20 protein-coding genes and 1 pseudogene are annotated in these 25824 nt (G+C 32.7%); 12 read left to right on the forward strand and 9 right to left on the reverse strand.

Annotated features, from left to right (window positions below; genetic code table 11):
- Window positions 1-213: 213 nt before the first annotated feature.
- Window positions 214-645, forward strand: coding sequence for an OsmC family protein (locus tag ABRY23_03620; protein MFA3782132.1), 432 nt, complete (start codon window positions 214-216; stop codon window positions 643-645).
- Between the two features lie 112 nt (window positions 646-757).
- Here ABRY23_03620 and ABRY23_03625 read toward each other — a convergent pair whose 3' ends face one another.
- Window positions 758-1141, reverse strand: a complete 384-nt coding sequence (locus tag ABRY23_03625) for a DUF2203 domain-containing protein (protein MFA3782133.1) — start codon at window positions 1139-1141, stop codon at window positions 758-760.
- 407 nt (window positions 1142-1548) lie between these two features.
- Here ABRY23_03625 and ABRY23_03630 point away from each other — a divergent pair, with 407 nt between their 5' ends.
- Entirely contained in the window at window positions 1549-2787 is a 1239-nt protein-coding gene (locus tag ABRY23_03630; GenBank protein MFA3782134.1) for a DUF1015 domain-containing protein, read from the forward strand.
- Between the two features lie 84 nt (window positions 2788-2871).
- Complete coding sequence (serC, locus tag ABRY23_03635; protein MFA3782135.1) at window positions 2872-3960, forward strand: 3-phosphoserine/phosphohydroxythreonine transaminase; 1089 nt, start codon at window positions 2872-2874, stop codon at window positions 3958-3960.
- A gap of 277 nt (window positions 3961-4237) precedes the next feature.
- Here serC and ABRY23_03640 read toward each other — a convergent pair whose 3' ends face one another.
- Window positions 4238-4645, reverse strand: coding sequence for an acyl-CoA thioesterase (locus ABRY23_03640; protein ID MFA3782136.1), 408 nt, complete (start codon window positions 4643-4645; stop codon window positions 4238-4240).
- A 679-nt stretch (window positions 4646-5324) separates the two neighbouring features.
- Here ABRY23_03640 and ABRY23_03645 point away from each other — a divergent pair.
- A complete protein-coding gene (locus tag ABRY23_03645) occupies window positions 5325-5849 on the forward strand; it encodes a TRAP transporter small permease subunit (GenBank protein MFA3782137.1) in 525 nt (174 codons plus the stop codon).
- A gap of 2 nt (window positions 5850-5851) precedes the next feature.
- A complete protein-coding gene (locus ABRY23_03650) occupies window positions 5852-7171 on the forward strand; it encodes a TRAP transporter large permease subunit (GenBank protein ID MFA3782138.1) in 1320 nt (439 codons plus the stop codon).
- Here ABRY23_03650 and ABRY23_03655 read toward each other — a convergent pair.
- From ABRY23_03655 to ABRY23_03665, 3 genes are all read right to left on the reverse strand, one after another.
- Window positions 7168-8265 carry a TRAP transporter substrate-binding protein gene (locus tag ABRY23_03655; protein ID MFA3782139.1) on the reverse strand — a complete coding sequence of 366 codons (1098 nt, stop codon included), beginning with the start codon at window positions 8263-8265 and terminating at the stop codon, window positions 7168-7170. The genes ABRY23_03650 and ABRY23_03655 overlap by 4 nt on opposite strands.
- Before the next feature lie 771 nt (window positions 8266-9036).
- Window positions 9037-9606, reverse strand: a complete 570-nt coding sequence (locus tag ABRY23_03660) for a DNA-3-methyladenine glycosylase I (GenBank protein ID MFA3782140.1) — start codon at window positions 9604-9606, stop codon at window positions 9037-9039.
- Between the two features lie 11 nt (window positions 9607-9617).
- On the reverse strand, window positions 9618-10982 hold the full coding sequence (locus ABRY23_03665) for an NAD-dependent succinate-semialdehyde dehydrogenase (protein MFA3782141.1): 1365 nt from the start codon (window positions 10980-10982) through the stop codon (window positions 9618-9620).
- Window positions 10983-11057: 75 nt separating this feature from the next.
- Here ABRY23_03665 and ABRY23_03670 point away from each other — a divergent pair, with 75 nt between their 5' ends.
- The 6 genes and pseudogenes from ABRY23_03670 to metX all read left to right on the forward strand — a co-directional run bounded on the left by ABRY23_03670 (window position 11058) and on the right by metX (window position 17427).
- A complete protein-coding gene (locus ABRY23_03670; GenBank protein ID MFA3782142.1) occupies window positions 11058-11426 on the forward strand; it encodes a DUF423 domain-containing protein in 369 nt (122 codons plus the stop codon).
- A gap of 165 nt (window positions 11427-11591) precedes the next feature.
- A pseudogene (locus tag ABRY23_03675) lies at window positions 11592-11974 on the forward strand (PIN domain-containing protein).
- A 273-nt stretch (window positions 11975-12247) separates the two neighbouring features.
- Window positions 12248-12928: a PhoH family protein gene (locus ABRY23_03680; GenBank protein MFA3782143.1), complete on the forward strand. Its 681-nt coding sequence runs from the start codon at window positions 12248-12250 to the stop codon at window positions 12926-12928.
- Between the two features lie 608 nt (window positions 12929-13536).
- The gene (locus tag ABRY23_03685) at window positions 13537-14871 is read left to right on the forward strand and encodes an O-acetylhomoserine aminocarboxypropyltransferase/cysteine synthase family protein (protein MFA3782144.1); all 1335 of its coding nucleotides are present in this window, start codon (window positions 13537-13539) and stop codon (window positions 14869-14871) included.
- A 12-nt stretch (window positions 14872-14883) separates the two neighbouring features.
- The gene (locus tag ABRY23_03690; protein ID MFA3782145.1) at window positions 14884-16320 is read left to right on the forward strand and encodes an aspartate kinase; all 1437 of its coding nucleotides are present in this window, start codon (window positions 14884-14886) and stop codon (window positions 16318-16320) included.
- Window positions 16321-16344: 24 nt separating this feature from the next.
- A complete protein-coding gene (gene metX, locus ABRY23_03695) occupies window positions 16345-17427 on the forward strand; it encodes a homoserine O-acetyltransferase (GenBank protein MFA3782146.1) in 1083 nt (360 codons plus the stop codon).
- A gap of 84 nt (window positions 17428-17511) precedes the next feature.
- On the opposite strand, the gene ppc is transcribed toward metX, so the two are convergent.
- A complete protein-coding gene (gene ppc / locus ABRY23_03700; GenBank protein MFA3782147.1) occupies window positions 17512-20259 on the reverse strand; it encodes a phosphoenolpyruvate carboxylase in 2748 nt (915 codons plus the stop codon).
- Between the two features lie 227 nt (window positions 20260-20486).
- Between ppc and ABRY23_03705 the strand changes: the two genes are divergently transcribed.
- Window positions 20487-21680, forward strand: a complete 1194-nt coding sequence (locus tag ABRY23_03705) for a pyridoxal phosphate-dependent aminotransferase (GenBank protein ID MFA3782148.1) — start codon at window positions 20487-20489, stop codon at window positions 21678-21680.
- A 127-nt stretch (window positions 21681-21807) separates the two neighbouring features.
- On the opposite strand, the gene aroE is transcribed toward ABRY23_03705, so the two are convergent.
- The 3 genes from aroE to ABRY23_03720 form a co-directional block, all read right to left on the reverse strand.
- On the reverse strand, window positions 21808-22686 hold the full coding sequence (gene aroE / locus ABRY23_03710; protein ID MFA3782149.1) for a shikimate dehydrogenase: 879 nt from the start codon (window positions 22684-22686) through the stop codon (window positions 21808-21810).
- A gap of 6 nt (window positions 22687-22692) precedes the next feature.
- Window positions 22693-24114, reverse strand: coding sequence for a tetratricopeptide repeat protein (locus ABRY23_03715; protein ID MFA3782150.1), 1422 nt, complete (start codon window positions 24112-24114; stop codon window positions 22693-22695).
- Between the two features lie 88 nt (window positions 24115-24202).
- Window positions 24203-25405, reverse strand: a complete 1203-nt coding sequence (locus ABRY23_03720) for a galactokinase (protein MFA3782151.1) — start codon at window positions 25403-25405, stop codon at window positions 24203-24205.
- Window positions 25406-25824: the final 419 nt, after the last annotated feature.

Genomic DNA, 25824 nt, shown 5'->3' on the forward strand with positions numbered 1-25824 from the left:
TTACTATTTATTCAAAATTATTTTCACTTTTTTTGTATAACTATTATTGATTAAGCAATGGCTATTATGTTTAAAACTAAGTTGTAAGACAGTTAATTTGTTATTTAACTGTGAATCTTTATTAAGTCAATTTACATCTAACGCAAAAGAAAAACTAAATACAATTATGTCGTAAATAAATTTTTTAGTAATTAATTATAAAAGGAAATTATTATGGCAACAAAGACTGCAGTTGTAAAGCAATTACAGGGGATTACATTTGCTGGTAAAACAGATTCGAATCATTGGATTATGATGGATGGGCCGGAAAATTTTGGCGGCAGTAATGCTGCAATTCGGCCGAAAGAATTAATATTAATAAGTTTAGGCGGATGCACAGGTAGCGATGTTGTATCAATTTTGCAGAAGAAAAGAGTTCCACTTGAGGGCTTTGAAATTAGAATTAATGCTGAAACAGCAGATGAACATCCGCAGGTATTTACCAGAATTCATCTTGAGTATGTTTTTTATGGGAAAGACTTATCGATAAAAGATATTGAGCGAGCAATAGAACTTTCACAAACAAAGTATTGCAGCGTAACCGCAATGCTGCAAAAAGCAGTTGAAATTACTCATTCATACAGAATAGAAGAGAAGAAAGATTAGATTGAGGTAATCGAAGGGAAAAACAATTTTATTGTAATACTTCTAAAGTTTATTTAAAGCTGTTCAGCTTTGATTTGCTTTATTAACGAAACTTGATTAATTGTTCTTTATGCTATTTTAAATATTTTTCTGGTATTGGTTTTCTGCCTGCGTATCCCTCTTCAATACTGTGATAAAACTTTATATCGTCTTCATCACTGCGCCAGCAAAGTAAAACTTCTTCATTATCAATTATTGCCGGAAAATCTACAAGTCCTACCGTAAAATTCCAATCTTTATATGAGCAGCCAATCTCTTCGAGTTCGTGCATGTAATAATTAATTTCGCTGCTTAATTTTTGAATTTCATAATTGTTTTCTGCCCCTTCACCTAATGAATCAACTATAGTTCTTATCTGGAACGCATTATTAAGTATATCTTTTACAATTCTTTTTACTAGCGGAAGAGTTTTCCTTGCTTCCTTTGGAGTGAAGTATTTTACTTCAGCTTTGTTCATAGCACCACCAATTTTTAGTAGCAAAATAAAAATATTTTTAATAATTGGAAGGTAAATTTTCGTTGGGAAAATACCATTTTTTCTAATAAGAAGAATCGTGAATAAGTTTTTTCTCAGTTATCTTAAAAACTATTTTACAGTAGGTTTTACTCCTACGTTGTTAGTCAACGTTTTTGTTTCGGAAGGTTAACTGAAGTAGAGTAAAAGTTGAACTCAAAAAACTTATGTGAATTCACCACGTTGTGATTAAAAATAAGCTTCTACATGCCAATTCGGGCTGGTGAAGAATTTGGGTTAATTGAGATAAAATATCCCCCTTTCCTGCATCAAAATTTTACATTCTTATGCATAAGTGATATTTTTCATAAGAAAAATTTCAAATACTTTTCAAATTAAAAGGATAAATAATGGCAGTTATAAGACCATTTAAGGCAATCAGGCCAGTGGAAAAAGTAGCCCACCTTGTTGCAAGCGTACCTTACGATGTGGTAAATAAAGAGGAAGCGGCAAATTTAGCTAAAGGTAATCCGATTAGTTTTTTGCGGGTTACCAGGTCGGAGATTGAGCTGAAAGCGAATGTAAATCCTTATTCACAAGAAGTCTACGAAAAGGCAAAAGAAAATTTTGAGCGTCTTAAAAGAGAAGCTCCGCTTGTGCAGGATACTACTGCTCATTTTTATTTATATCGGCTAACAATGGGAAATCAAACTCAAATAGGAATAGCAGCAACTTTTAGTGTGGATGACTATGAAAATAATATTATTAAAAAACATGAGAAGACAAGAAAAGAAAAAGAAGATGATAGAACGAATCATATTTTAGCAACTAATGCTCAAACTGGTCCGGTCTTTTTAACTTATCATGGAGTTGAAGCTGTAAATAATGCAATTAAAGAGGTAATAGAGAGAAATGAACCATTATATGATTTTCGTTCGAATGATGGAATTCAACATACAATTTGGCTGATACCGTCAGACTATGATGATTTAATTATCTATGAAATTGGCAAAGTTAAAAATCTTTACATTGCAGATGGTCATCACCGCGCTGCAAGTGCATGGCGTACAAGAGAAACTAAAAAGCATAATAATGTCAGGCATACAGGTGAAGAAGAGTATAATTTTTTTCTTGGCGTCTTGTTCCCCGCTGAACAGTTAAAGATTCTTCCTTATAATAGAGTTGTACACGATTTAAATAATTTTTCTGTAGATGAATTTTTAACAGAAGTTAAAAAGAATTTTATTGTGAAAGAAACAGAGTTGAAAAGTCCTGCTGAGAAACAAACTATTTGCATGTACGTTCAAAATAAGTGGTATTTACTTACACCAAATGAAAATGTAAAACTAACGGAATCTATAGCTGAGAATTTGGATGTAAGTATTTTACAAAATTATTTATTGGAACCGGTGTTAGGAATTAAGGATCCTCGAACAGATAAAAGAATTGACTTTATCGGTGGAATTAGAGGAACTGAAGAATTAGAAAGCTTGGTTAACAACGGAAAAGTTGCAGCTGCGTTTTCAATGTACCCCGTTTCAATTGATGACCTGATTAATATTTCTAATATGGGTGAAATAATGCCCCCAAAATCTACGTGGTTTGAACCTAAGTTAAGAGATGGACTGCTGATTCACTCAATTGTATAATGAAATGGGAAATTATTTTGATTAGCAATTTGAATGAATTACGTTAACAATAATCATAAATCATAAAATAAGAGAGATAAAAACATGGGAAAAAGAATTTATAATTTTAGTGCTGGACCGGCTGTATTGCCTGAAGAGGTACTGCTTGAAGCTCAAAAGGATTTATTTTCTTACAAGGGCTCTGGAATGTCGGTGATGGAAATGAGCCACAGAGGAAAAATATTCGATGAAATTATTAAAACAGCCGAATCAGATTTAAGAAAATTACTTGAAATACCTGAAAATTATTCCGTGTTGTTTTTACAAGGCGGTGCAACTTTGCATTTTTCAATGGTTCCTTTAAATCTTATGCCTCCTAAGAACAAAGCTGATTATATAATAACCGGTTCATGGGCAAAGAAAGCGTTGAAAGAAGCTAAGAGAGTAGGAACAGTTAACATAGCTGCCACAACCGAATCAGAAAATTTTACTCGTTTGCCAAAACAATCTGAATTAAAATTGGACCCTGATGCTGCTTATGTTCATTTTACTTCCAACAATACAATTTATGGTACACAATTTAAAAACGAACCAGAAGTAGGCAACGTTCCTTTGGTATGTGACGCTTCTTCTGATATACTTCATAAAAAAATTGATGTAAAAAAATATGGATTGATTTATGCGGGCGCTCAAAAAAATATTGGACCCTCCGGTGTTGTTGTTGTAATTGTAAGAAAAGATTTGCTTGAAAGAAGCTCTGATTCTTTACATACTTATTTGAATTACAAGGTACATGCTGAAAATAATTCACTCTATAATACACCGCCTACTTTTGGGATTTATATTGCTGGACTTGTATTTAAATGGTTATTAAGCATGGGTGGACTTGATGAAATGTATAAACGTAACGTTGAAAAAGCAAAAATACTTTACGATGCTATTGATTCTAGCGACGGCTATTACAAAGGAACAGTAACAGTTAAAGAGGACCGCTCTTTAATGAATGTTACTTATAGACTTCCTAATGAAGATTTGGAAAAGAAATTTGTAGAAGAAGCTAAGAAAAAAGGTTTTGATGGTTTAAAAGGGCATAGAAGTGTCGGCGGAATAAGGGCTTCTATTTATAATGCTTTTCCTAAAAAAGGTGTGGAAGATTTAGTAGAATTTATGAACGACTTTAGAAAAAACAATTAGTCATTGCTGCTTCAGCTGCTATAGTTACACTTCAACAAAAATCAAAGGACATGCGAGGGCAAGAGGACCTTGCCCCTGCATTGATGAAAATAGATGCAACTCATTACCGTTATTACGAACGAAGTGAGTGAGGTAATCCACAACAAAAATATGAGATGATGAATTTTTATAGTAGGGGATTATTTCATTCCGATAAAAGGCACGACATGTAATGACGATTTTATTTGTTTTGTCGATTGATGAAAACATAGATAAGAGCAGAAGGACCCTGGTACCATCATACTTGCTGCATATTAGCTGATAATTTTTTGTATAAATCCTCCGGCATGTCAATCTTCTTAAATTCTTTTTTCCCCCTACACACATGAACAGTCTTCACTTTAGCCGCTAATTCGCTATTTGTATTGTACATGTTGTAGCTTAATTCAAAAGATGACTTTTTCAGCTGCGTTACAATTAATTCTACTTTAAGCTCATCACCGGGTTTAATCGATTTTAAGTAATCTGCCTCAGCATGAATAATTGGAAGCAAAAAATCTCTATCAATAAAAAAATTTTTTTCCGTATTAAGAGTGCGCATAAATTCTTCGTAAACGGAATGTGCAAATCGAAAAATATTTGAAAAGAAAATTATCCCAGCAGGGTCTGCATCATAAAAAAAGACTTTTACTTTTGATGTGTACATTTTTTACCTCAAATAGGTGCATTCTAAAAATTAATTTTTCTTAATTAGACCTAAATTTTCTGCCAAAACATCAGGGCTAAATAAACTTTTTGGTTTTGACCTACAACAAATTATATATCTGAAATCAAATACTCCAAATTAATTCCCAATTTTTATAAAAAATCGTGTCAACCAATTTCTTGGACTAAATCATGTTTGTCCAAAATAATTTTTTATTGTAAAAATTTACTTTTAAGGCAGCCCCTCGTGATGAAAATTAAAAAAGTTTGCCTCGCAGAGACCGGCTTTATTTGTTTTATCAACTACTAAAATTAGATGGACTATATTCTCTGTGTAACAAATGAATACTTGTTACACTGGAAAAATCGATGTTTCAACCAATCATGCTTCTACTGTCATTGCAAACGAATAAAGTGAGTGAAATCAATCTCAAACATAAAGGTAAGGCCTTAATTCTTTGTAGTAGTGGATTACTTCGTTCCTATAAAAGATATAGGAACTTGTAAGACAAAACCTTGCCTTTATAATGGTGAAAACAGACGATTCAATGGTTGTACCATGTAGGGGTCGAGAAAACCCCGTCCCTACAATTGTTTTCCTGTTTTAAATAGAGTATATATTTTTTCGAAAATATTCTTTCAAAGTAAGATACAATATCATATTTTTGTCCGTGCATCTTATGAATTTCATAAATAAATATATAAAGGCTGTTGATAAACTAAACTCCAAAATTGGAATTGGAGTTTCCTATTTAACTGCATTGCTTGTTATTGTTGTTTGTTATGATGTAGTAACGAGATATTTTTTCAAATCAAGCAGTGTAGCAATACAAGAACTTGAATGGCACTTATTTGCAGTTATATTTTTATTAGGCGGCGGTTATACTTTACTAACTGAAAATCATGTAAGAGTAGATATAATTTACGTGCGGCTTTCCGAAAAAAAGAAAGCATGGATTAATATTTTGGGTACTTTTTTTTTCCTAATCCCATTCTCTTTGATGATACTTTACACCTCATGGAATTTTGTTGAAAACTCTTTTTTAATTAGTGAAACATCACCGGATCCTGGGGGTTTGCCAGCGCGATTTATTATAAAATCTATTTTGCCAATTGCATTTGTTTTTATTTTACTGCAGGGCATTTCACTTTTATTCAAATCAATTCTGATTGTAGCAGGCAAGTTTAATACTAAAGAAAACTGAATATGGCTGGGGCTTTATCTATTATTTTCTTCGTTGTAATTTTAATTTTATTGCTGTTGGGCTATCCGGTTGCATTTACATTGGGTGGTGTTTCAATAATTTTTGGTCTGTTAACCTTTGGATTAGATTTCTTTAACTTGCTGCCGCTTCGTATTTGGGGAATAATGCAAAACTACATTTTAATTGCTGTTCCACTTTTTGTTTTTATGGGGGTTATGTTTGAGAAGTCGGGCTTAGCTGAAGAATTATTGGAAACAATGGCTTTATTATTTGGGAAACGCAAAGGTGGGCTTGCAATTTCAGTATTGATAGTTGGTGCTATGCTGGCAGCAGCGACTGGCATTGTAGGTGCCACTGTTGTTACAATGGGCGTGCTGACTTTACCTACAATGTTAAAAAAGGGATACGATCCGCAAGTGGCAACTGGAATTATTTCAGCTTCCGGAACATTGGGACAAATTATTCCGCCGAGTATTGTGCTTGTACTTTTAGGGAGTGTACTGAACGTTTCTGTTGGAACGCTTTTTATCGCTGCTGTAATACCAGGTTTTTTGTTGGTACTTTTATATTTTTTATGGTTAGTTTTTATTTCTATTACTCAACCACAAAAGGCGCCTGCAATGCCAAAAGAAGAACTTGAGGCTTTTGTAGGGAAAGTTAAGATAAAAAGAATAATCACAGCTTTTATCATTCCATTTTTTTTAATACTTGCTGTACTTGGCTCTATCTTTGCGGGTATAGCCTCACCTACTGAAGCAGCTGCAATTGGTGCTTTCGGCGCAACTCTTTTAACTATTATTCGAGGTAAGTTTACATTTTCTATCTTAAAAGATGTGATGATAAGTACAACGACTTTAACAAGCATGGCCTTTTTAATTCTTGTAGGTGCTTCAGCTTTCGGTTTGGTTTTTAGAGGTCTGCATGGCGATATTTATTTGACCAATCTAATTATTTCAGCAAACTTAGAACCGCATCATTTTTTAGCAATAGTTATGGCAGTAATTTTTGTTGCCGGTTTCTTTATAGATTTCATAGAAATTACATTCATTATTGTTCCAGTAGTTGCACCAATTTTTATTCACATGAATATTAACTTAGTGTGGATTGGTATTTTAATAGCATTGAATTTACAGACCTCCTTTTTGACCCCGCCATTTGGCTTTACGTTATTTTACTTAAAAGGCGTAGCACCGCCTGAAATTACAACGGCACATATTTATAAAGGAATAGTTCCTTATGTAATTATTCAAGTTACAGCTTTGTTGATAGTTATTTTCTTTCCAGATATTGCACTGTGGCTGCCTAGATTAATTGGCATTTAAACGTTGTAATTTATCTCAGCTAAATCGAACCAAGGAGCTATTTTTTTCTGAAAACTAATGTAAGAATCGTATATTTTTTTGCTCATTGAATCTTTTGAAGTAATTTCATCAATAACTTCTTTGGAGTATTTTCTGAATGCTGAAATCACATCATCGGGAAATTTTTTGAATTGAACTTTCTCTTCATCTTTTAATTTTTTATAGTACTCTGCGTTAAGAGCTTCGAACTTCGAAAGCATCGTTGTGTTTTGAGCATAAGCAGCAATTCTAATAATATTTTGTAAATCTGAAGGAAGCTGCTCGTAAGCTTTTTTATTAATTATTAGTTCAATAACACCTGTTGGTTCAGACCAAGTAGGGTAGTAATAATATTTAGCAATTTTATGAAGGCCCATTAAATAATCATGATATGGACCAATCCAATCTGTTGCATCAATAACACCGCGTTCAAGATTAGTATAAATTTCACCTCCAGCTGAGAGAATTGCAGTGCCGCCTGCCTTAGTGAAAACATTTCCGGCAAGTCCAGGAATTCTCATTTTCAATCCTTTAATATCACTTAAAGAATTAATTTGTTTATTGAACCAGCCGCCCATTTGTGCACCCGTGTTGCCCACTGGAAAGGGCATTAAGTTAAAAGGCTCATAAAGTTTACGCCATAAGTCTAAACCACCACCTTCTGTAAGCCATGCATTAGTTTGAATAGTGTTCATTCCGAAAGGAATATTTGTAAAAAATTGCGCAGCTGTTGATTTGCCCGCCCAATAATAACTTGCGCCATGACCCATCTCTGCAACGCCGCTGCTTACTGCATCAAATGCTTCCAGTGGCGGAACTAATTCTCCGCCGCCGTAGACTTGAATTTTTAGTCTGCCGTTAGACATTTCAAAAATCCATTTGGCCAATTCTTCTGCTCCATCGCCCAAGAGCGGAAAGTGAGGTGGCCAGGCAGTTACCATTTTCCATTCAAATTTTTTATTAGAAATTACTGCCGGGGCTTCACCTTTCTTTTCACCGCAGCCATAAATTAATGCAGTGCCGCCTACAGCAGCTATGGATGCCTTTTTCAAAAATTCACGACGCTCTATTTTCATTTATGCTCCTTTCAAATATTAGTGGAAGTTTTTTTGCAATTTAGTTTTTCATATGGATTTAAGCAAAACAGAATTTTGTTAATTTTATGTGGATATTTTATTGCTATTGAGCTTATTGTGCTTAGGAAAAAATTGTTAAAGAATAACTGACAGTTTGAGGCTTTAATAAGATTAGCGGGTTTGTGAATTTTGTTATGTTACTCAGGTTACCCCAAGTCATTGGCATGTTTTTCTGTCAAGGTTTTTTCAGTACTTTTTCACATTACCTTTCTTGTAAATAGTCGGTTCAGCGAACCGACTTACGATAGTGGGCTGTCTAAAAAGTAAGGTTTTTTCGCCAGAATACGGCGGATAAGTTAAAAAGTGAGATCCATATTAAAGGTTTAAACGCAAGAGAAAGAAGTTCTTCCCGTTAGGTTTATTTAAAATTTTTCTATGTGATTTTCTCTCCGGGCCGATAAGCTACAGCTAAGTGGGTTAAACAAGCTACATGACTATGATGACGTACCACAACGTGGTGAATTCTCATTAATTTTTTGGGATCAATTTTGAAGTGACCTATGGTCGGTTCAGCGAACCGACTTACAGTATTTTTTCTCTTAATCTTAGTTATACCAAGCTAACTCAAAATCTTTCTTCTTTAACTATGTTTAGAGCTGATGCAGTAGATTATCGATATTTTATGTTTTCTCCGAAAAAACCGAGACATAAATTTCGCCAGATGTTAATCAATTTTTTTTCAAAATCACAGATTGAACTTTTCAGAAGTTTCTATTTAGGTAATAAAGCTTTGTAACGAAAACAGTCTATTGTATGGTCGTTAATCATGCCCACAGCTTGCATAAAAGAATAGCAAATAGTAGAACCGACAAACTTAAACCCGCGTTTTCTAAGTTCTTTACTCATTATATCGGAAACTGTGGTTTTAGATGGGATTTCCCTAATTGATTTCCATTGATTAATAATGGGTTTATAATTAGTAAACTGCCAGATATAATTATCAAACGAACCAAACTCTTCTTTAACTTTAATAAATGCTTGAGCATTATGAATTGCAGCTTCAATTTTTAATTTATTTCGTATTATTCCTTTATTAGATAAAAGCTTGTTTATTTTTTTTGAATTGTAATTAGCAATCTTCAAAGGGTCAAAGTTGTCGAAAGCTTTTCTATAGTTGTTACGTTTACGGAGAATGGTAATCCAGCTTAAGCCAGCTTGAGCGCCTTCGAGTATAAGCATCTCAAAAAGTTTTATATCGTTGTGAACAGGGGTACCCCATTCGTAGTCGTGATATTCAATATAAAGCGGGTCGTCGCCGCACCATGCACATCTTTTTGTCATCGGAGGCAAATTTATTTTATCCAGACAGTTTTAATGTTTACAAACTCTTTAATTCCGTATGTTGAAAGTTCTCGACCGTATCCAGAGTTTTTAACACCTCCAAAAGGTAATCGCGGGTCACTTTTTACCATATCGTTAATAAAAACATTACCGGTTTGAATTTCTGTAGCAATTTTTTTTGCCTTTTGAATATTGTTAGTCCATACGGAAGCCCCTAAACCGAAGTCTGTGTCGTTAGCAATTCTTATAGCTTCGTTTTCATCTTGTGCTTTAATTAAACTTGCAACAGGTCCAAAAATTTCTTCATCATAAGCTGGCATTCCCTTTTTCAAATTAGTTAATATCGTTGGTGAATAATAAAAACCCTGTCGAGGCAGTATTTTTGCACCGGTTAAGATTTCAGCTCCCATTTGTACAGATTTTTTTACTTGGGTATCTAATTCATGCAATAAATCTTCTCTTGCAATAGGTCCAAGTTCAGTTTTTTCGTCAATTGGGTCACCAATTACAATACGTTCCATTTTATCAATAAATTTTTGCTTGAATTCTTCAAAAATTTTTTCAACTACAATAAATCTTTTTGCAGCGATACAGCTTTGTCCATTGTTTATTAGTCTTGCAGTTACAGCGGTATTGACAGCCTCATCTAAATTAGCATCTTCCAGAACGATAAATGGGTCACTACCCCCTAATTCCAGAACCGTTTTTTTTAATTGCTCGCCGCTAAATTTAGCTAATTGTCTTCCCGCAGACTCGCTTCCAGTCAAAGTAGCAGCTTTAATTTTGGGGTGCTTAATAATATCTTTAACTTTATTTGAACCAATTAGCAGCGCACTAAAAGTATACTTTGGGAAGCCGGCAGATTGAAAAATCTCTTCTATTGCTAAAGCGCACATTGGCACATTTGAAGAATGCTTTAGAACTCCAACATTGCCTGCCATTAAAGCTGGTGCAGCAAATCGAAATACTTGCCAAAATGGAAAATTCCATGGCATTACAGCTAAAACCACACCAATTGGATCAAATTGCACATAACTTTCCGTTGCATCTGTATTTACTTTTTCATTATGTAAAAATGATTCAGCATTCTCAGCAAAATATTCACAAACCCATGCACATTTTTCAACTTCAGCTATAGATTGTTTAATTGGTTTTCCCATTTCTTTTGTAATAATTTCTGCGTAATAGTTTTTTTTATTTCTCATTACAGATGCAGCATAATTCATTAATGTTTTGCGCTCTGAGAATGATGTCGTTCTCCAGCTTAAAAAGGTCTCATGTGTTTTTTCTATTATTTCAAAAACCTCTTCAAGAGAAAATTCATTAAAGGTCTTTTCAAGTTTTCCTGTAGCTGGATTAATACTTTGAATAGCCATTTTGTTCGCCTCTATTTCTATGATGAAATTTTGTCGTTATTTTTAGTCTTAATTTTTAACAAAATGATTATCGATATGAAAAATAATAAATTTATTTTACTTGCAGCAGTAATGGGTTTTCTTGGTGTTGCTTTAGGTGCGTTTGGTGCACATGGATTGAAAATTTATTTGAATAAAGAGATGCAGGAAATATACAGTACAGGGGTGGAATATCATTTAGTTCATGCAGTGGTGTTGTTAGTACTTGCTTTTCAAAATCTAAAAGAATTTAAAACGGCTTACTTTTTTATTTTCAGCGGGATTCTTCTTTTTTCATTTTCACTTTATTTATACTCAATAACAGCACAGAAAGCTTTTGCAATTATAACACCATTTGGCGGACTTTGTTTTTTAATTGGCTGGGTGATGATAGCAGTTGGCGCTGTAAGATTAAAAAAACAGTGAGACTAATTAAATCATTTTTATATTACTTGATGCTTTAGCTAAGAAAATCTGCTTATAATTAACGAACAAAAACTTTTGTTAACAAATAATTCATCTTGACTTAGATTTATTTTTTATTAACTTCGCACCTGTAAACAAAAATTCTATTGGTCAGATAAATCCTCTATGAAAAAGTCCCATCCGAAAACATTTGTACTTGATACAAATGTAATACTTCATGATCCAACATGTATAAATCACTTTCAAGAAAATAATGTAATTATCCTTTGGCTGTAATTGAGGAGTTAGACCACTTTAAAAGAGGAAATCAAGTTATAAATCTTAATGCTAGAGAATTTGCGCGTACTTTAGACTCAATTACTGGTAATGAAATATTCAATGGCGGAGTCTCTCTTGGTAAAGGTAAAGGGAAAGTAAGAATAGTAATAACGAAAGGCTTATCTAAAGAAATTCAAAATGTTTTTAGAGAGGATAATACTGACCATCGTGTATTGAGCGCTGCTTATGATGCAGCCAATCAAATGAAAAATTCAAAGGTAATTTTAATAAGCAAAGATGTAAATCTCAGGATGAAGTCTAAAGCACTTGGAATACCATCCGAAGATTATACTACCGACCGCATACCAAGCGTTGAAGATTTATACAGCGGTAAAGATATAGTTGAAGATTTTGATGATGAATTGCTAAAAGATTTTTTTACTGCTCCTTACGAGGTCCCTGCAAAAAAAATAAATAAAAAAATTAAAAAAGAAATAGTGCCTAATAAATATTTCATAATAAGGAATTCGAGCAGGTCTGTGCTTGCCGTCTTAGATTCTGAAATGGAAGTGTACAGAAGAATAGATAAACAGCTTGTTTACGGAATAAGACCGCGCAATGCTGAACAAACTTTTGCTGTAGATGCTCTGCTTAACACAAATATTCCGCTTGTAACAATGACTGGTAAAGCTGGTACAGGTAAAACTTTATTAGCTTTAGCTAGTGCTTTACAAGTAAGAAAAAACTATAGGCAAATTTATGTTGCACGTCCAGTTGTTCCATTGAGCAATAAAGATATTGGCTATTTACCAGGCGATGTTGAAAGTAAATTGGCTCCTTATATGCAGCCTTTGTGGGATAATTTGAAAGTAATTCAAGATCAATTTTTGGAGAGTGATAAAAATTACCAGCTTATTAATAATATGATTAAAGATGAAAAACTTGTGATAGAACCTCTAAGCTATATTCGCGGCAGAAGCTTACAAAGAATTTATTTTATTGTTGATGAAGCACAAAATTTAACTCTGCACGAGGTTAAAACTATTATTACCAGAGCTGGTGAGGGAGCTAAAGTTGTTCTAACAGGCGATATTTATCAAATAGACCACCCATATTTAGATTCACAGTCCAATGGACTTTCTTATTTAATTGAGCATTTTAAGGGACAAAAGTTATACGCTCACATAAATTTGGAAAAAGGTGAAAGATCAGAATTAGCTGAGCTTGCAAGTAATTTATTATAAGCATCATGAAACTTATCAAATATTGCCAACTGTGAATAATCATTCTTGTTAATTGTATAAATACACAGCTATAAAATAAATATTAATTTTTTTATTCTTTGTAATGAAATTTATTCTTGACATCATACGAAAGCGCAATTATATTTACACCCAATTTTAATATTATTTATAACAAACTATTTTCAAATGGGAAACTTCGTGTTAAATAACATCAAAAGTCAAAACATGTATATTACTATGTGCATGATGATGTTATTTAATACGAAGGGCTGATAATGTGTAATAAGTTTGTAAGTTAAAAAGCCCTTCATATAACCGTTGAAGGGCTTTTTTATTTGTATACATACTGAGTGAGTAAAAAGATGAAGACAACTATAAAAAATATAATCTCCCTCACAAATTTAACTATGGCTATGCGCATGATGATGCGTATGAAAATTTTTGTTTGTGAAGGGATGTGAATTAAATAAATAATAAACTATGAACAAAAAAGCCCTTCACAAACGAAGGGCTTTTTTGTTGTAAAACGGAGATGTTTTATCAAAATTCTTTAAGCAGTGTAAATTCATTAAAAAATTATTTCATTCAATATAATTATTGGAGGTAAAGTGAGTAATAATAAAAATGCAAGAAGTTATAAATTCGAAACTTTGCAGCTTCATGGCGGTCAACAAGTTGATCCGGCTACAAATGCAAGAGCAGTACCTATTTATCAAACTACATCCTACAACTTTAATAGTGCTGAACATGCTGCAAATTTGTTCGGACTTAAAGAGTTTGGAAATATTTATACTCGAATTATGAACCCAACTACCGCTGTTTTTGAAGAAAGGATTGCTCTCTTAGAAGGTGGAATTGCAGCGCTTGCAACTTCTTCTGGTCAGGCTGCACAGTTTTTAGCGCTTAGTACTATTGCTCAAGCAGGGGATAACATCGTATCTACAAGTTATTTGTACGGCGGGACATATAATCAGTTTAAAGTTACGTTTCCAAGACTGGGTATTAATGTGAAGTTCGTTGAAAGTAATGATGCCAGAGATTTTGAGCCTTTAATTGATTCTAAAACGAAAGCAATTTATATAGAAACTATTGGCAATCCTCGGTTAAACATTCCTGACCTGAGAGCTTTTGCGGATTTAGCAAATTCTAAAGGAATTCCTTTAGTAGTTGATAACACTTTTGGTGCGGGCGGTTATATTTGTCGACCAATTGACTTTGGCGCTCATATTGTTACTCATTCTGCTACAAAATGGATAGGCGGACATGGAACTTCTATAGGTGGAGTAATAATTGATTCCGGAAAGTTCAACTGGGCAAATGGCAAATTTCCAACTTTTACCGAGCCGAGCCCAGGATATCATGGCTTAAACTTTTGGGAAACCTTTGGAAAAGATAGCCCTTTTGGAAATATTGCTTTTATAATAAGAGCCAGAGTAGAACAGCTTAGAGACCTAGGCGCCTGCATTTCTCCTTTTAATTCCTTTTTGTTTTTACAAGGTCTTGAAACACTCTCGTTAAGAGTTGAACGAACATGCTCTAATGCTCTTAAACTTGCTCAGTGGCTTAAGTCTCATCCTCAAGTTGAATGGGTTTGGTACCCCGGTTTACAGGATAATCCCTATCATAAAAATGCAAAAAAATACTTTAGAGAAAATCTTTTTGGGGGTATAATTACTTTCGGAATAAAAGGCGGCAAAAAAGCAGGCCAACAGTTTATAAATAATGTTAAACTTGCTAGCTTGCTTGCTAACGTTGGCGACTCAAAAACTCTTGTTATTCATCCGGCTACTACAACACATCAACAATTAAATGAAAAAGAACAATTAGAAGCTGGGGTTTTGCCTGAAATGATTAGAGTTTCTGTCGGTATTGAACATATTGATGATATTATTGAGGATTTTGACTACGCACTCCAGAAAACTAAAGAACGTATTAGAGTTTAATGGAGGAAAAAAATGAAAGTTATCAAATTTGGCGGTACATCAATAGGAACTGTAGAAAGATTTATAAATGTAGTAAATATCATTAAAAATAAATGTGAAGAAGATAAAATAATTGTCGTCCTTTCAGCAATTGGTGGAATAACAGATGAATTGATAAATGCAGTTTACTATGCCTCTGAAAAAAATAATAACTATCTAAAAATTGCAGAAAAAATAAAATCAGTTCATTTTGATTTTTTGAATAAACTAATTAGAGAACCTATAAAGGAACAAATAATAACAGTGATTGAGAAAATAATAACTGAATTATTTATTAAACTGCAAGGTCTTTATCAAAAAAATAATGTCTCACCAAAAGATAAAGACTCAATTATATCTTTAGGAGAGTACCTCTCAAATAATTTGTTAGTTGGTGCATTAAAATCTATTGGGCTTGAAGCTAAATTTTTTGATTCAAAAAATTTCATAAGAACAGATTCAACTTTTGGTGAAGCTAATGTTAATTTTCACTTAACAAATAAATTAATTGCTGAGAGTTTCAGAGATATTGACAGGACAATTATACCAGTTGTAAATGGTTTTGTTGGTTCTGATGAACAAGGTAATGTAACCACACTTGGACGAAGTGGTTCTGATTATACTGCTGCAATAATTGGCGCAGCATTGAAAGCAGATATTGTTGAAATATGGACAGATGTAAATGGTGTATTGAGTGCTGACCCTAAGATTGTAGAGAACACTTTTCCTATTAAGGAATTAGACTATAATGAAGTAGCTGAAATAGCAAGCTTCGGTGCAAAGGTAATTTTCCCTAAGTCGATGGAACCTCTGCAAAAACAAAATATTCCTATGGTAATTTTAAATTCGTTTAATCCTAAGGATAAAGGCACAGTTGTTAGAAATAAAAGCAGTGAAAGTTCTGACATACGAGTAGTGACTAGTATGAAAAATCTTAGTTTGGTAATGCTGGAAAAGCAAAATAGCAAAGAAAGTTTAGGGATTTTAATCCGACTGTTAAAAATTTTATCTAAACACAAGTTGACCTATCTTCTTAATGGGGGGACAATTTTACAGCAATCTATGGGAATCCACCACTTCGTGGTAAGTTTTATAACAAGTTCATTAACAGTAGAAAAGTTAATAAAAGAAGTTCAAAATGAATTTGAGTATGAATTGAAAAGTTCCATTATTTCTAAAATTAGGGTACTAAACAATGTTGCAATTATTTCAGTTTTTGTTGGAAATAAATACCGGCATAGTACAAATATTAGAAGGATTTTTGAAACGCTCTCTAATAACAAAATAAAAGTTCATTTGTTTTTTCATCGTTCTAGTATAGAAGATATATCCTTAGTTGTTGATCAAAAAAACGAAGAAGCTGCAATTAATTTAATTCACAACGAGTTATTCTTTGAAGAAATTAAAAAATTAGAAGCCAATGTAGCTTAATGAAAAGCTAAATTAGAGGTGAAAATGAGAAGCAGCAGTTTAGTAAATCATAATCTAAACTTTCACGAGACTGTAAACTTTTATGAAGAATTTGTATTTGAGAATGGTGAGAGAATACCAAATTTAACTGTAGCTTATGAAACTTACGGAGAACTTAACGATGAAGGAACTAATGCTATTTTAGTATGTCATGCACTTACAGGCAATTCACACGCTGCTAATTACAATGATGAGGATAATACTGGATGGTGGAGTGGTTTAATTGGACCTGGTAAAGCTTTTGATACACGCAGGTTCTTTGTTGTATGTTCCAATTTTTTAGGAAGCTGTTATGGTACAACGGGACCAACTTCAATTAATCCTAAAACTGGGAAAAAGTATGGTTTGGAATTTCCTCAGATGACGATTAGAGACATGGTAAAGGTACAATACAAGCTAGTAAAATATTTAGGAATAAATAAGCTGCAGGCTGTCTCTGGCGGCTCACTAGGTGGAATGCAAGTTTTGGAGTGGGCATTAATGTATCCCGAATTAGTAGAAAGGATAATTCCTATTGCTACCGCAGTTCAACACTCAGCATGGGCTATTGGTTTAAATGAATTAGCAAGAAAGGCAATAACAAATGACCCGACATGGAATAATGGAAATTATATTGAACAGCCATTAAAGGGTTTATCTTTAGCTAGAATGATTGCAATGGTTTCCTACAGAAGTCCAATTAATTTTAACCTAAGATTTGGCCGGCAAAAAATGAACAATAATTACGATGAGCAATTTCAAGTAGAAAGTTACCTCAACTATCAAGGAGAAAAACTTGTAAGAAGATTTGATGCAAATACCTACTTATACATAACTAAGGCAATGGATATGCACGATGTAACTTACGGCCGCTCAAACTTGGAAGATACTTTGGGCAGTATAAAATCTAAAACTCTTTGTATAGGTATAAATACTGATGTTTTGTATCCAGTAGAAGAACAAAAACAAATTGCTTCTTTAATACCTAACTCGAAATATTTTGAGGTAAGTTCAATCTATGGGCACGATGCTTTCTTAATTGAGTATGAACAATTAAATCTTGCTATTGTAAATTTTTTGCGTGGCTAATAAATATTGAGAGCACCTTAAGTCCAAATTTTTCATTAATGAAATTTGCTGTTCGGATTAAGAATTAATAAAAATCAATTATGCTTATCCAGTGTTTCTTATGCCGGCTGCTATTCCATTTACAGTAGATCTTAACAAAGAAAGCAGCATAGCTTTTTTAGTTTCGTTTTTTGTTTTCCGAAACTCCTTAATAAATTTTATTTGAATAAAACTGATTGGATCGATGTACGGATTTCGCAGAAGGATTGATCTTTGTAAAGAGGGATTGGAATCCATTAAATATTTTTGGTTGGTAATTTTTAGCACTGCTTTTACGGAGCGGTTGTATTCAGATTCAATTAATCTGAAAATTTCTTTATTACCGTTATAAAGCTTGGCATATTCTCTGCCAATTATCATATCAGTCTTTAGCAGCACCATCTCAATGTTGTCGATTAATACTTTAAAAAATGGCCAGTTAGTGTACATTTCCCTCAAATCTTCCCATGATGCCTTACGTTCTTTAACTAAAGCAGTAGCGGCAGTTCCAAATCCATACCAACCGGAAATCGTTTGTCTATTTTGAGTCCACGAAAAAACCCACGGTATTGCTCTCAATAATCTTAAATCGTTGCCCTTGCTTCTGGATGCAGGTCTAGAACCAATTTCAATGTGTTCAATTATATCAATTGGAGTGGCTTTTCTAAAGTAGTTTAAAAAATTTTTGCTGTTAACAAGATTTTTATAGCTAGCGAAAGCTTTTTCAGATATTTGTGCTAATATTTTTTTATAAGCAATAATGTTTGGATTTTTATTTTTCCAAAGCTTTGCAGAAGCTAAAATAACTGCAGAAGAAATCAATTCTAAAGTTCTATTGGCAATTTGGGGCAAAAGATATTTTGAAGATATCATCTCACCTTGTTCGGTAATCTTTATTTTGCCTTTAATTGAACCTTGAGGTTGAGCCATTATTGATTTATTTATAGGTCCGCCTCCTCGAGATATACTGCCCCCTCTTCCATGGAATAAAATAAGTTCTATATTATATTTATCACAAATTTGTGTTAATTTCTGTTGAGCGATAAATAGTTCATAATTAGAAGTAACAATTCCGCCGTCCTTGTTGCTGTCAGAATAACCCAGCATTATTTTTTGCAGGTTATTACGGCATTTAAGATGTTGTTTATAGGCTCTGTTATTAAACAGTTTTTCAATCACCATGTTGCATTCTCTTAGGTCGTTTATAGTCTCAAACAAAGGAATAATATTTATTTCGGATTTAACAATTTTGCCATTCCACAATTTAGATAAGCCAACTTCCTTTGCCAATAAAAGAATTGACAGAACATCAGAGGCTGTAGAACTATTGCTAATTACAAAATCTTCACAGCATAAATCACAAATATTATCTTTACCCCATTTAATTAAAGCGACTTCTTCTATCACTGTTTTTGTTTCTGCGGTAAGATTTGAAAAATTAATTATGGGACGCGGATTAAGAATTTCATCAGTAAGTATGTCAATTTTTTCTTCTTCCGTTTTGCTTAAGTAATGATGACATATTTTAGACTGGCTTAAAATTTCTTCAATAGCACTGTTAATTTTTGTAGCATTTTGACGAATGTCTAATTTAACAAAGTGAAAACCGAAAGTGTAAACCTTATCTATAAAAGGTTTCAGAACATTATCATAAATTAATTTCCCCTTATTATTAATTAATGATTTAGCAAGCTGTAGCAAATCGTTTTTAAACTCATCTGCACTGCGATAAGCTCCTGCACTGTTATTGATTGTTCTTTTTAATCTTTCAGAGATTAAAATCAGTTTATGTCTGTATATTTCAGTTGGCTCACGAAGATTGCTATCGGTTATTTCTATTCCCAACTCTTTTTTTTCTTTTTCGATAGAATTAAGAAGTGATTTATCAACATTCACAATATTAATTGAAGGACTTAAGTGAGAGTAAAGAATGTCTAAATCTCGAAGATATAATTCAATTATAGTTTTCTGATGATTTTGCAAAGCATCTTTTGTAACATCAATGGTTACGAAAGGATGACCGTCTCTATCTCCCCCTATCCAACTCCCAAATTCAATAAATGGTTTAATTTCAATTCCCTTCATATAATGTTTCTTCACAGCATAATTTAACTTAGAATATAGGTTGGGAATTTCAGAATAAATTATATTCTTGAAAAAAAACAGACCTCTTTGAATTTCATCGCTAACAGTAATTTTATGAAATCTAATCTCTGTTGATTGCCAGATGAGAGTAATTTGCGTTTTAATTTTTTCTAGCAGTTTCTGATATTCATCTTCATTTAATCTGTGAAATTCTTTGTGGAGAAGTAATTGGGTTAAAAGCAAAATCTTTCTTAATATAGTTTGTCTTGTTGCTTCAGTTGGGTGTGCAGTAAATACAGGTGTAATACAAATTTTATTCAAGAGGTTGATTAGCTTTTGAAGAGAATAACCATCCTCCTTTAGTTTTTTAATCACCCATAAGTAAGTATCATCTAAAATTTTGTTATTGTTATTTTCGAGACGAACCTTATGAACCTCATCAGCAGCATTGACAAGGATGAAATAAATTGAAAATGCTCTAACAACATTGTAAGCATGTTCGTAATTAAGACCAGCAATAACTTTTTTTATTTTATATATAATCTGGTTTGTTGGCTTATTTCTCAATTTCTTTGTTAAACTACGTAATAGTTCAACGGTCTGGTAAAGTTCTTCTCCTTCTTGTTCAATTAAAACTTCGCCCAACAGTCTTCCAAGAACTCTAATGTCTTCTCTTAACTTTTTATCTTTTTTAGTGGATTCAAGATAGTTTATTGGTCGCTTATCCATATAATTTTCTAAATTTTTATAAAAGAATAAGGAATACTGAAAGCGAAATCAACGATAAGTGAATTAATATTCGTATTACTTGCATGAAATTTTGCTAAATAAAGAAATATTCAATTTTTTTTGAAAAGAGTTATGTAATTATTACAAAATTAATTTGTGAAATACTATATTGCATCCAATTTTTGTAAAGCTTTTTTACACATCGTAATAATTTCAAAGGAATTGTGATGATAATTTCAAAAAGAATAAATAAAATTAGTGTATCACCGACAATGAAAGTAGCAGGCGAGGCTAAAGAGTTAATAGCACGCGGTGAAAATGTAATAGATTTAAGTGTGGGAGAAACAGATTTTCCTACGCCGCCTAATGTTAAAGAAGCTGCTAAGCGCGCCATAGATAACAACGAGACAAGATATACATTAAATCCAGGTACAGTAGAACTAAGAAAAGCAATAGCAGATAAGTTAAAAAGAGAAAATGGATTGGAATATTCAATAAAGCAAATCATTGTTTCTAGCGGCGCAAAACAGAGTTTGTATAATGCAATTCAATCTTTAGTTTATGTTGACGATGAGGTTATTTTTTCTGCTCCTTATTGGGTTAGTTATCCGGAAATGGTGACCTTAGCTCATGGCCAGTCAGTAATAATTCCAACTACAGAAGAAACTGGATTTAAAATAAAACCCAGCCAGTTAAAGAAAGCAATTAGCCCTTATACTAAAATTTTAATTTTGTGTAACCCATCCAATCCAACCGGCAGTTGTTATACAAGAAAAGAATTAGAAGAGATTGCTGATATTGTATTACAAAATAAGTTTTATGTTATAAGCGACGAGATATACGAAAAACTTATTTATGATAATTTTGAATTAGTAAGCTTCCCTTCATTAGGGGAAGAAATTAAAAAGCGTACAATTTTAGTTAATGGGTTATCAAAATCCTATGCAATGACAGGTTGGAGGATTGGATATGCTGCAGGTCCGGAAGAAGTTATAGCAGCAATGAATAAACTTCAGAGCCATAGTACATCGAATGCAAGTTCAATTTCTCAGGCTGCTGGTGTAGAAGCTTTCAATGGACCACAAGATTACGTTAATAATTTAAAGAATGAATTTCAGGCAAGAAGAGATTATCTGTACAATGAATTGACTGCAATGGACGGGATAACATGTTATAAGCCTCAAGGTGCATTTTACTTGTTTCCCAATATTTCTACTTTTTTTAATAAAAGGGTAAATGGCATAAGGATTGAAAATTCAGTTGATTTTGCTATGTATTTATTACGAGAAGCTAAAGTAGCTACAGTGCCTGGTAGTGCATTCGGAGCCGAAGGATATATAAGGCTATCGTATGCAACTTCAAAAGAGAAATTGCAAGAAGCAGTAAAAAGAATAAAAGATGCGCTGTCTAAACTGCAATAAGGTTAATTCAATCTTTTATAAGAAAAATTTGCTCTTTGGGCAGTTAACAATAACTAATATTGATTAAATCAAATGTTAAACAGTAATAATAATCGCAAAAAACTTATTCTCAATAAATTTTTTGATGTTAACTATTAAGATAGGAAACAACCGCTTTATAGACTTTTTCTACGGGCATTTTTTCGCCTGTCCATAGTTCGTAAGATTTTGCGCCTTGCTCTATGAGCATTTTAAGTCCACTTACAGTACGTGCCCCACGTGTTTCCGCCAAAGCTAATAACTTTGTTTTAATTGGGTTATAAACAACATCAAACACAATTTGATCCTTGTTAAATGATTCTGGTATTGTAGTTGCAGCGTCATCAATTTCAGGACTCATACCCATTGATGTTGTGTTAACAATTAGTTTTGATTGGCTAAAAACATTAACCAAGTCAGGGGGTACGAGAGGGAAAGACTTAATATGTTCAAAAATCATTTTTGTTTTGAAATATTCTTTAAGTGTTTCTGCCGTCTGTTCAGTTCTATTGACTATATTAATTTTGCCTACTTTAAAGGTTCGTATTAATGCATAAATTACACTTCTTGAAGCCCCGCCTGCACCAATTACAGTAGCTTCGCAGTTTGCAAGTTCGTCCTTGAAAGGCAGTAGTGATTCCACTACACCATTGACATCAGTATTATAACCATGAAGTGTTCCGTCTTCATTTACAATTGTATTAACTGCACCAATAATGTTGGCTTCTTCAGATACTTCTTTTAAATAAGAAAGTATTTTTTCTTTATGGGGTATAGTTACATTAAAACCTTTAATACCTAATGCTATCATTCCTTTTAACGCATCTTTGAGGTTCGTTGAAGGGACATCAAAAGGCAGGTAGATGTAATTTAATCCAGAAAGTTCGAATGAAAGATTGTGGATTAAGGGTGAAAACGAATGTTTAATGGGGTGACCTATCACACCTATTATTTTAGTGTTATGGTTAAATTTATTGAGTGATTGCATAATTTGCTATTTGTTTTCTTCGATAAGTTTAATGAAGAGTTTTGAAGTTTTTACATCGGGGTACTCACGCGCAAATTCATTTTTAATGTTTGGATCAAGTTTAAATGCAGTTCTTAGACAATCAATTGCATCTTGTGTGCGACTTAAAAGGAAATTTATTTTTGCTTTTCCGTAATATGAATTTGCGTGAGTAGGTTTTATTCGTAAACATTGGTCAAAGGCTTCTAAAGCATTAAGCCAATTACCTACTTCTATATATGTTTCAGCAAGTTTATACCAAGCATTAAAATTATCGTGATTCAGTTCTACTGCTTTCGAGTAACTCTTAATAGATTCATTTAAATTGCCAAGTGAATATTCTAAATCAGCTTTGGCAAACCAAGCATCTTCTGGATTAGCAGTCAATGCAATAGCTTTATTAAAATCTTTCAATGCTAATTGATACTTTCCAACGGCATCATAACAGTAGCCTCTGCCGAGGTATGCCTCATAATACTCGCTGTCTAATTTTATTGCTTGGGAGTAACTTTTTATAGCTTGGTGAATGTTTCCTAATTCTTCATAAGTCTGTGCTATGTTAAACATAATAGTTTCATCGTAAGGATCTATTTCGTGAGCGGTTTTATAAGCTGATAGGGCTTCGTCAAATCTGTTTAACTTGAAATATGCATAGCCCAAATTAAACCATGAACTTGCAAAGTCATCTTTAAGTGCTATAGAAAGCTCAAAGCAATTGAGGGCGTTTTCATATTCGTTCAATCGTATAAAGACTATTCCTTTGTTGTACCAGCCAGTAAAGCTATTAGGTTCTATTTCTAAGAATTTATCATAACATGCTAAAGCCTCAGATAGGTTTCCAATATTTTCGTGGCAAAAACCTAATTCGTACCATGCTTCTGAGTAGTTAGGGTCAATACCAACAGCTTTTTTGAAGTTATTAATTGCCTCTAAAAATTTTTCCTTTTTTTCATAAAGCAGACCTAAATTATAATATGTTTCCTCGTTGTAAGGTTCAATTTGAAGTGCTTTTTTTAATGATGCAACAGCTTCATCAAATAAGCCTAAATTGTCTTCAGCAATAGATTTATTGATGAGAGTTTCCACATCAGTTGGATTTAAAGAAAGTGATTTTTCAAAGCAATAATTTGCTTTTTCAAATTCAAAGATGTTGTTCAATAAAATTCCTTTGAACTGCCATGCATCTGAATTGTATGGAGCTATTTGAATAAGCGATTCAACTATTTCCAAGCCGTCATCAACAAAGTCATATTCCATACACAATTGCACAACGTCTTCAATAAATTCTATGTTAGAGAATATCTCACCTTTTTCAATTAATTCTTTGCTCAATTTTATTTTTGATTTAATTTCTTCTTCATCAGAAATAGAATCATACTCATCATCAAAAAACTCATCAGCAAAATTCATTAATACTCCTCTTTTATTTGTGTGAAAATGTATTATTATGATTAGTCAAAATCAAGTTGAATTTGTGTGGGAATTTTTTAACAAATATTTAGTAGCTGTAATTTAATTTTTTAGATGGGATTATTTCAATACCTTTGGAAATATTTAATATGTGTACGTCTAGTTCGTTATTATATTGGTTGTAATAAGTTTTTTTAATTTTATCTACAAAGTTTTCTACATAAGCAGATTCTACTAAATGAAAAGTGCTTCTTATTGGTGAGCAACTAATCATCTTCGAGCCAATGACCCCTTTTAAATTCATAGCTTGTGCCACAATAAAATCTACTTTAGGATCACTAATTTCATAATCGATTGAAAGACCGTTATGTGATTGATTTATGAGCGCACCAAATTCCTCATAGTTATTTTTTTTGAGTAACTTTAATGCGTTTTCAGCTCTAATTCTTTCGTTTACATTATAAAGTACACGTGAAAAAATTTTTCGCGGCAGCATGTGAATATGCCGCATTAAAAAATCTAATTGTACATCACGAAGATTTTTAATTCCCCAGATGTATAAGCGTAATCCTTTAACACCAACTTCACACTCTTCAATTCTTTCGTTGCAAATTTTTTCTACATGTTCTATTTGAACGTTTGTATTGCAAATAACAATTTTATAATCTTTGCCGTTGAAAGGAATATTTTTGTGCTGTTTGTATCTTAAATCAGTTAAAATGAGTTTGTCATTTTTTGCAAAAACGCTTGTGTTATGTAATGCGGTGTTAGAGATTTTCCCTATTAAATTATTTTCATTGCGTTTTACTAAGTTTATTAAATTATCTATTGGATAGTTTATTCCAAATATTTTTTTCATGCCGATAATAGTAGCCATTTGCTGAGCAGCTAATACACCCAGTCCCAACCATTGCGGTGTAGAAAAGTCAATAATACAATCGAACCCGCTTGTCAATAGCTTTTCATCTTTTAACAGTTTTATTAAACCTATTGCCATCTTAAAGCCTGTTTCATGAGTTAAATTCTCAATTTGACTAAGCGTGAACGATAAAACTTTATTTGTATCTTTTCTGTAGAGATTTATTTTATCATCTGTTCTTTTTCTAATTGCAACCCATGTGTATTTATCCACCGCAGCAGAAATTAAAATACCATCATTGTAATGAGTATGGTCTCCTAAAAAAATTAAACCAATGGGACTTTTAACAACGTAAAAATCTCTTAAAGAGTTTGTCTGCTGCTTTAGTTCCTTTATAATTTCAAGCACATCTGTGAAATTGTTAACGCCCATTTCTTATTGTTTGTTTTGTCTCTTATTTTTCTGTAAGCTACTACAAAAAGAATAATAAAGGAATATTTTTATCTTATTAATATTAAGAAATAATGAGATAAAAAACTATAATTATTCACTTAGATTCAAGTTTAAATTTTCTTTATAATTTGAATGGTATGGATAAAAGACGTTATCAGTCTTCGGTAAATTTACTGCTTTAGGGAATGCTGCTGAATTCTAAAGTTATTAATTAGAGCTGTGCTTTTGGTACGACAAAAAATTACTGTCATTGAAGCGAGTCCGTCAAAGCAATCTCTAACAAAAAAAGTTAAATTGGCAGGCTTTCGAAGCTGAAGATTTTTTTCGTCATATCGTTTCATAGATAAAATTAATTGAATAGAGGCGAATTGTTCCCCGCATTGGGTGTAATAATTTTT

It is taken from the genome of Melioribacteraceae bacterium 4301-Me, assembly GCA_041538185.1.
GTDB classification, from domain to species: Bacteria; Bacteroidota; Ignavibacteria; order Ignavibacteriales; family Melioribacteraceae; genus Pyranulibacter; species Pyranulibacter aquaticus.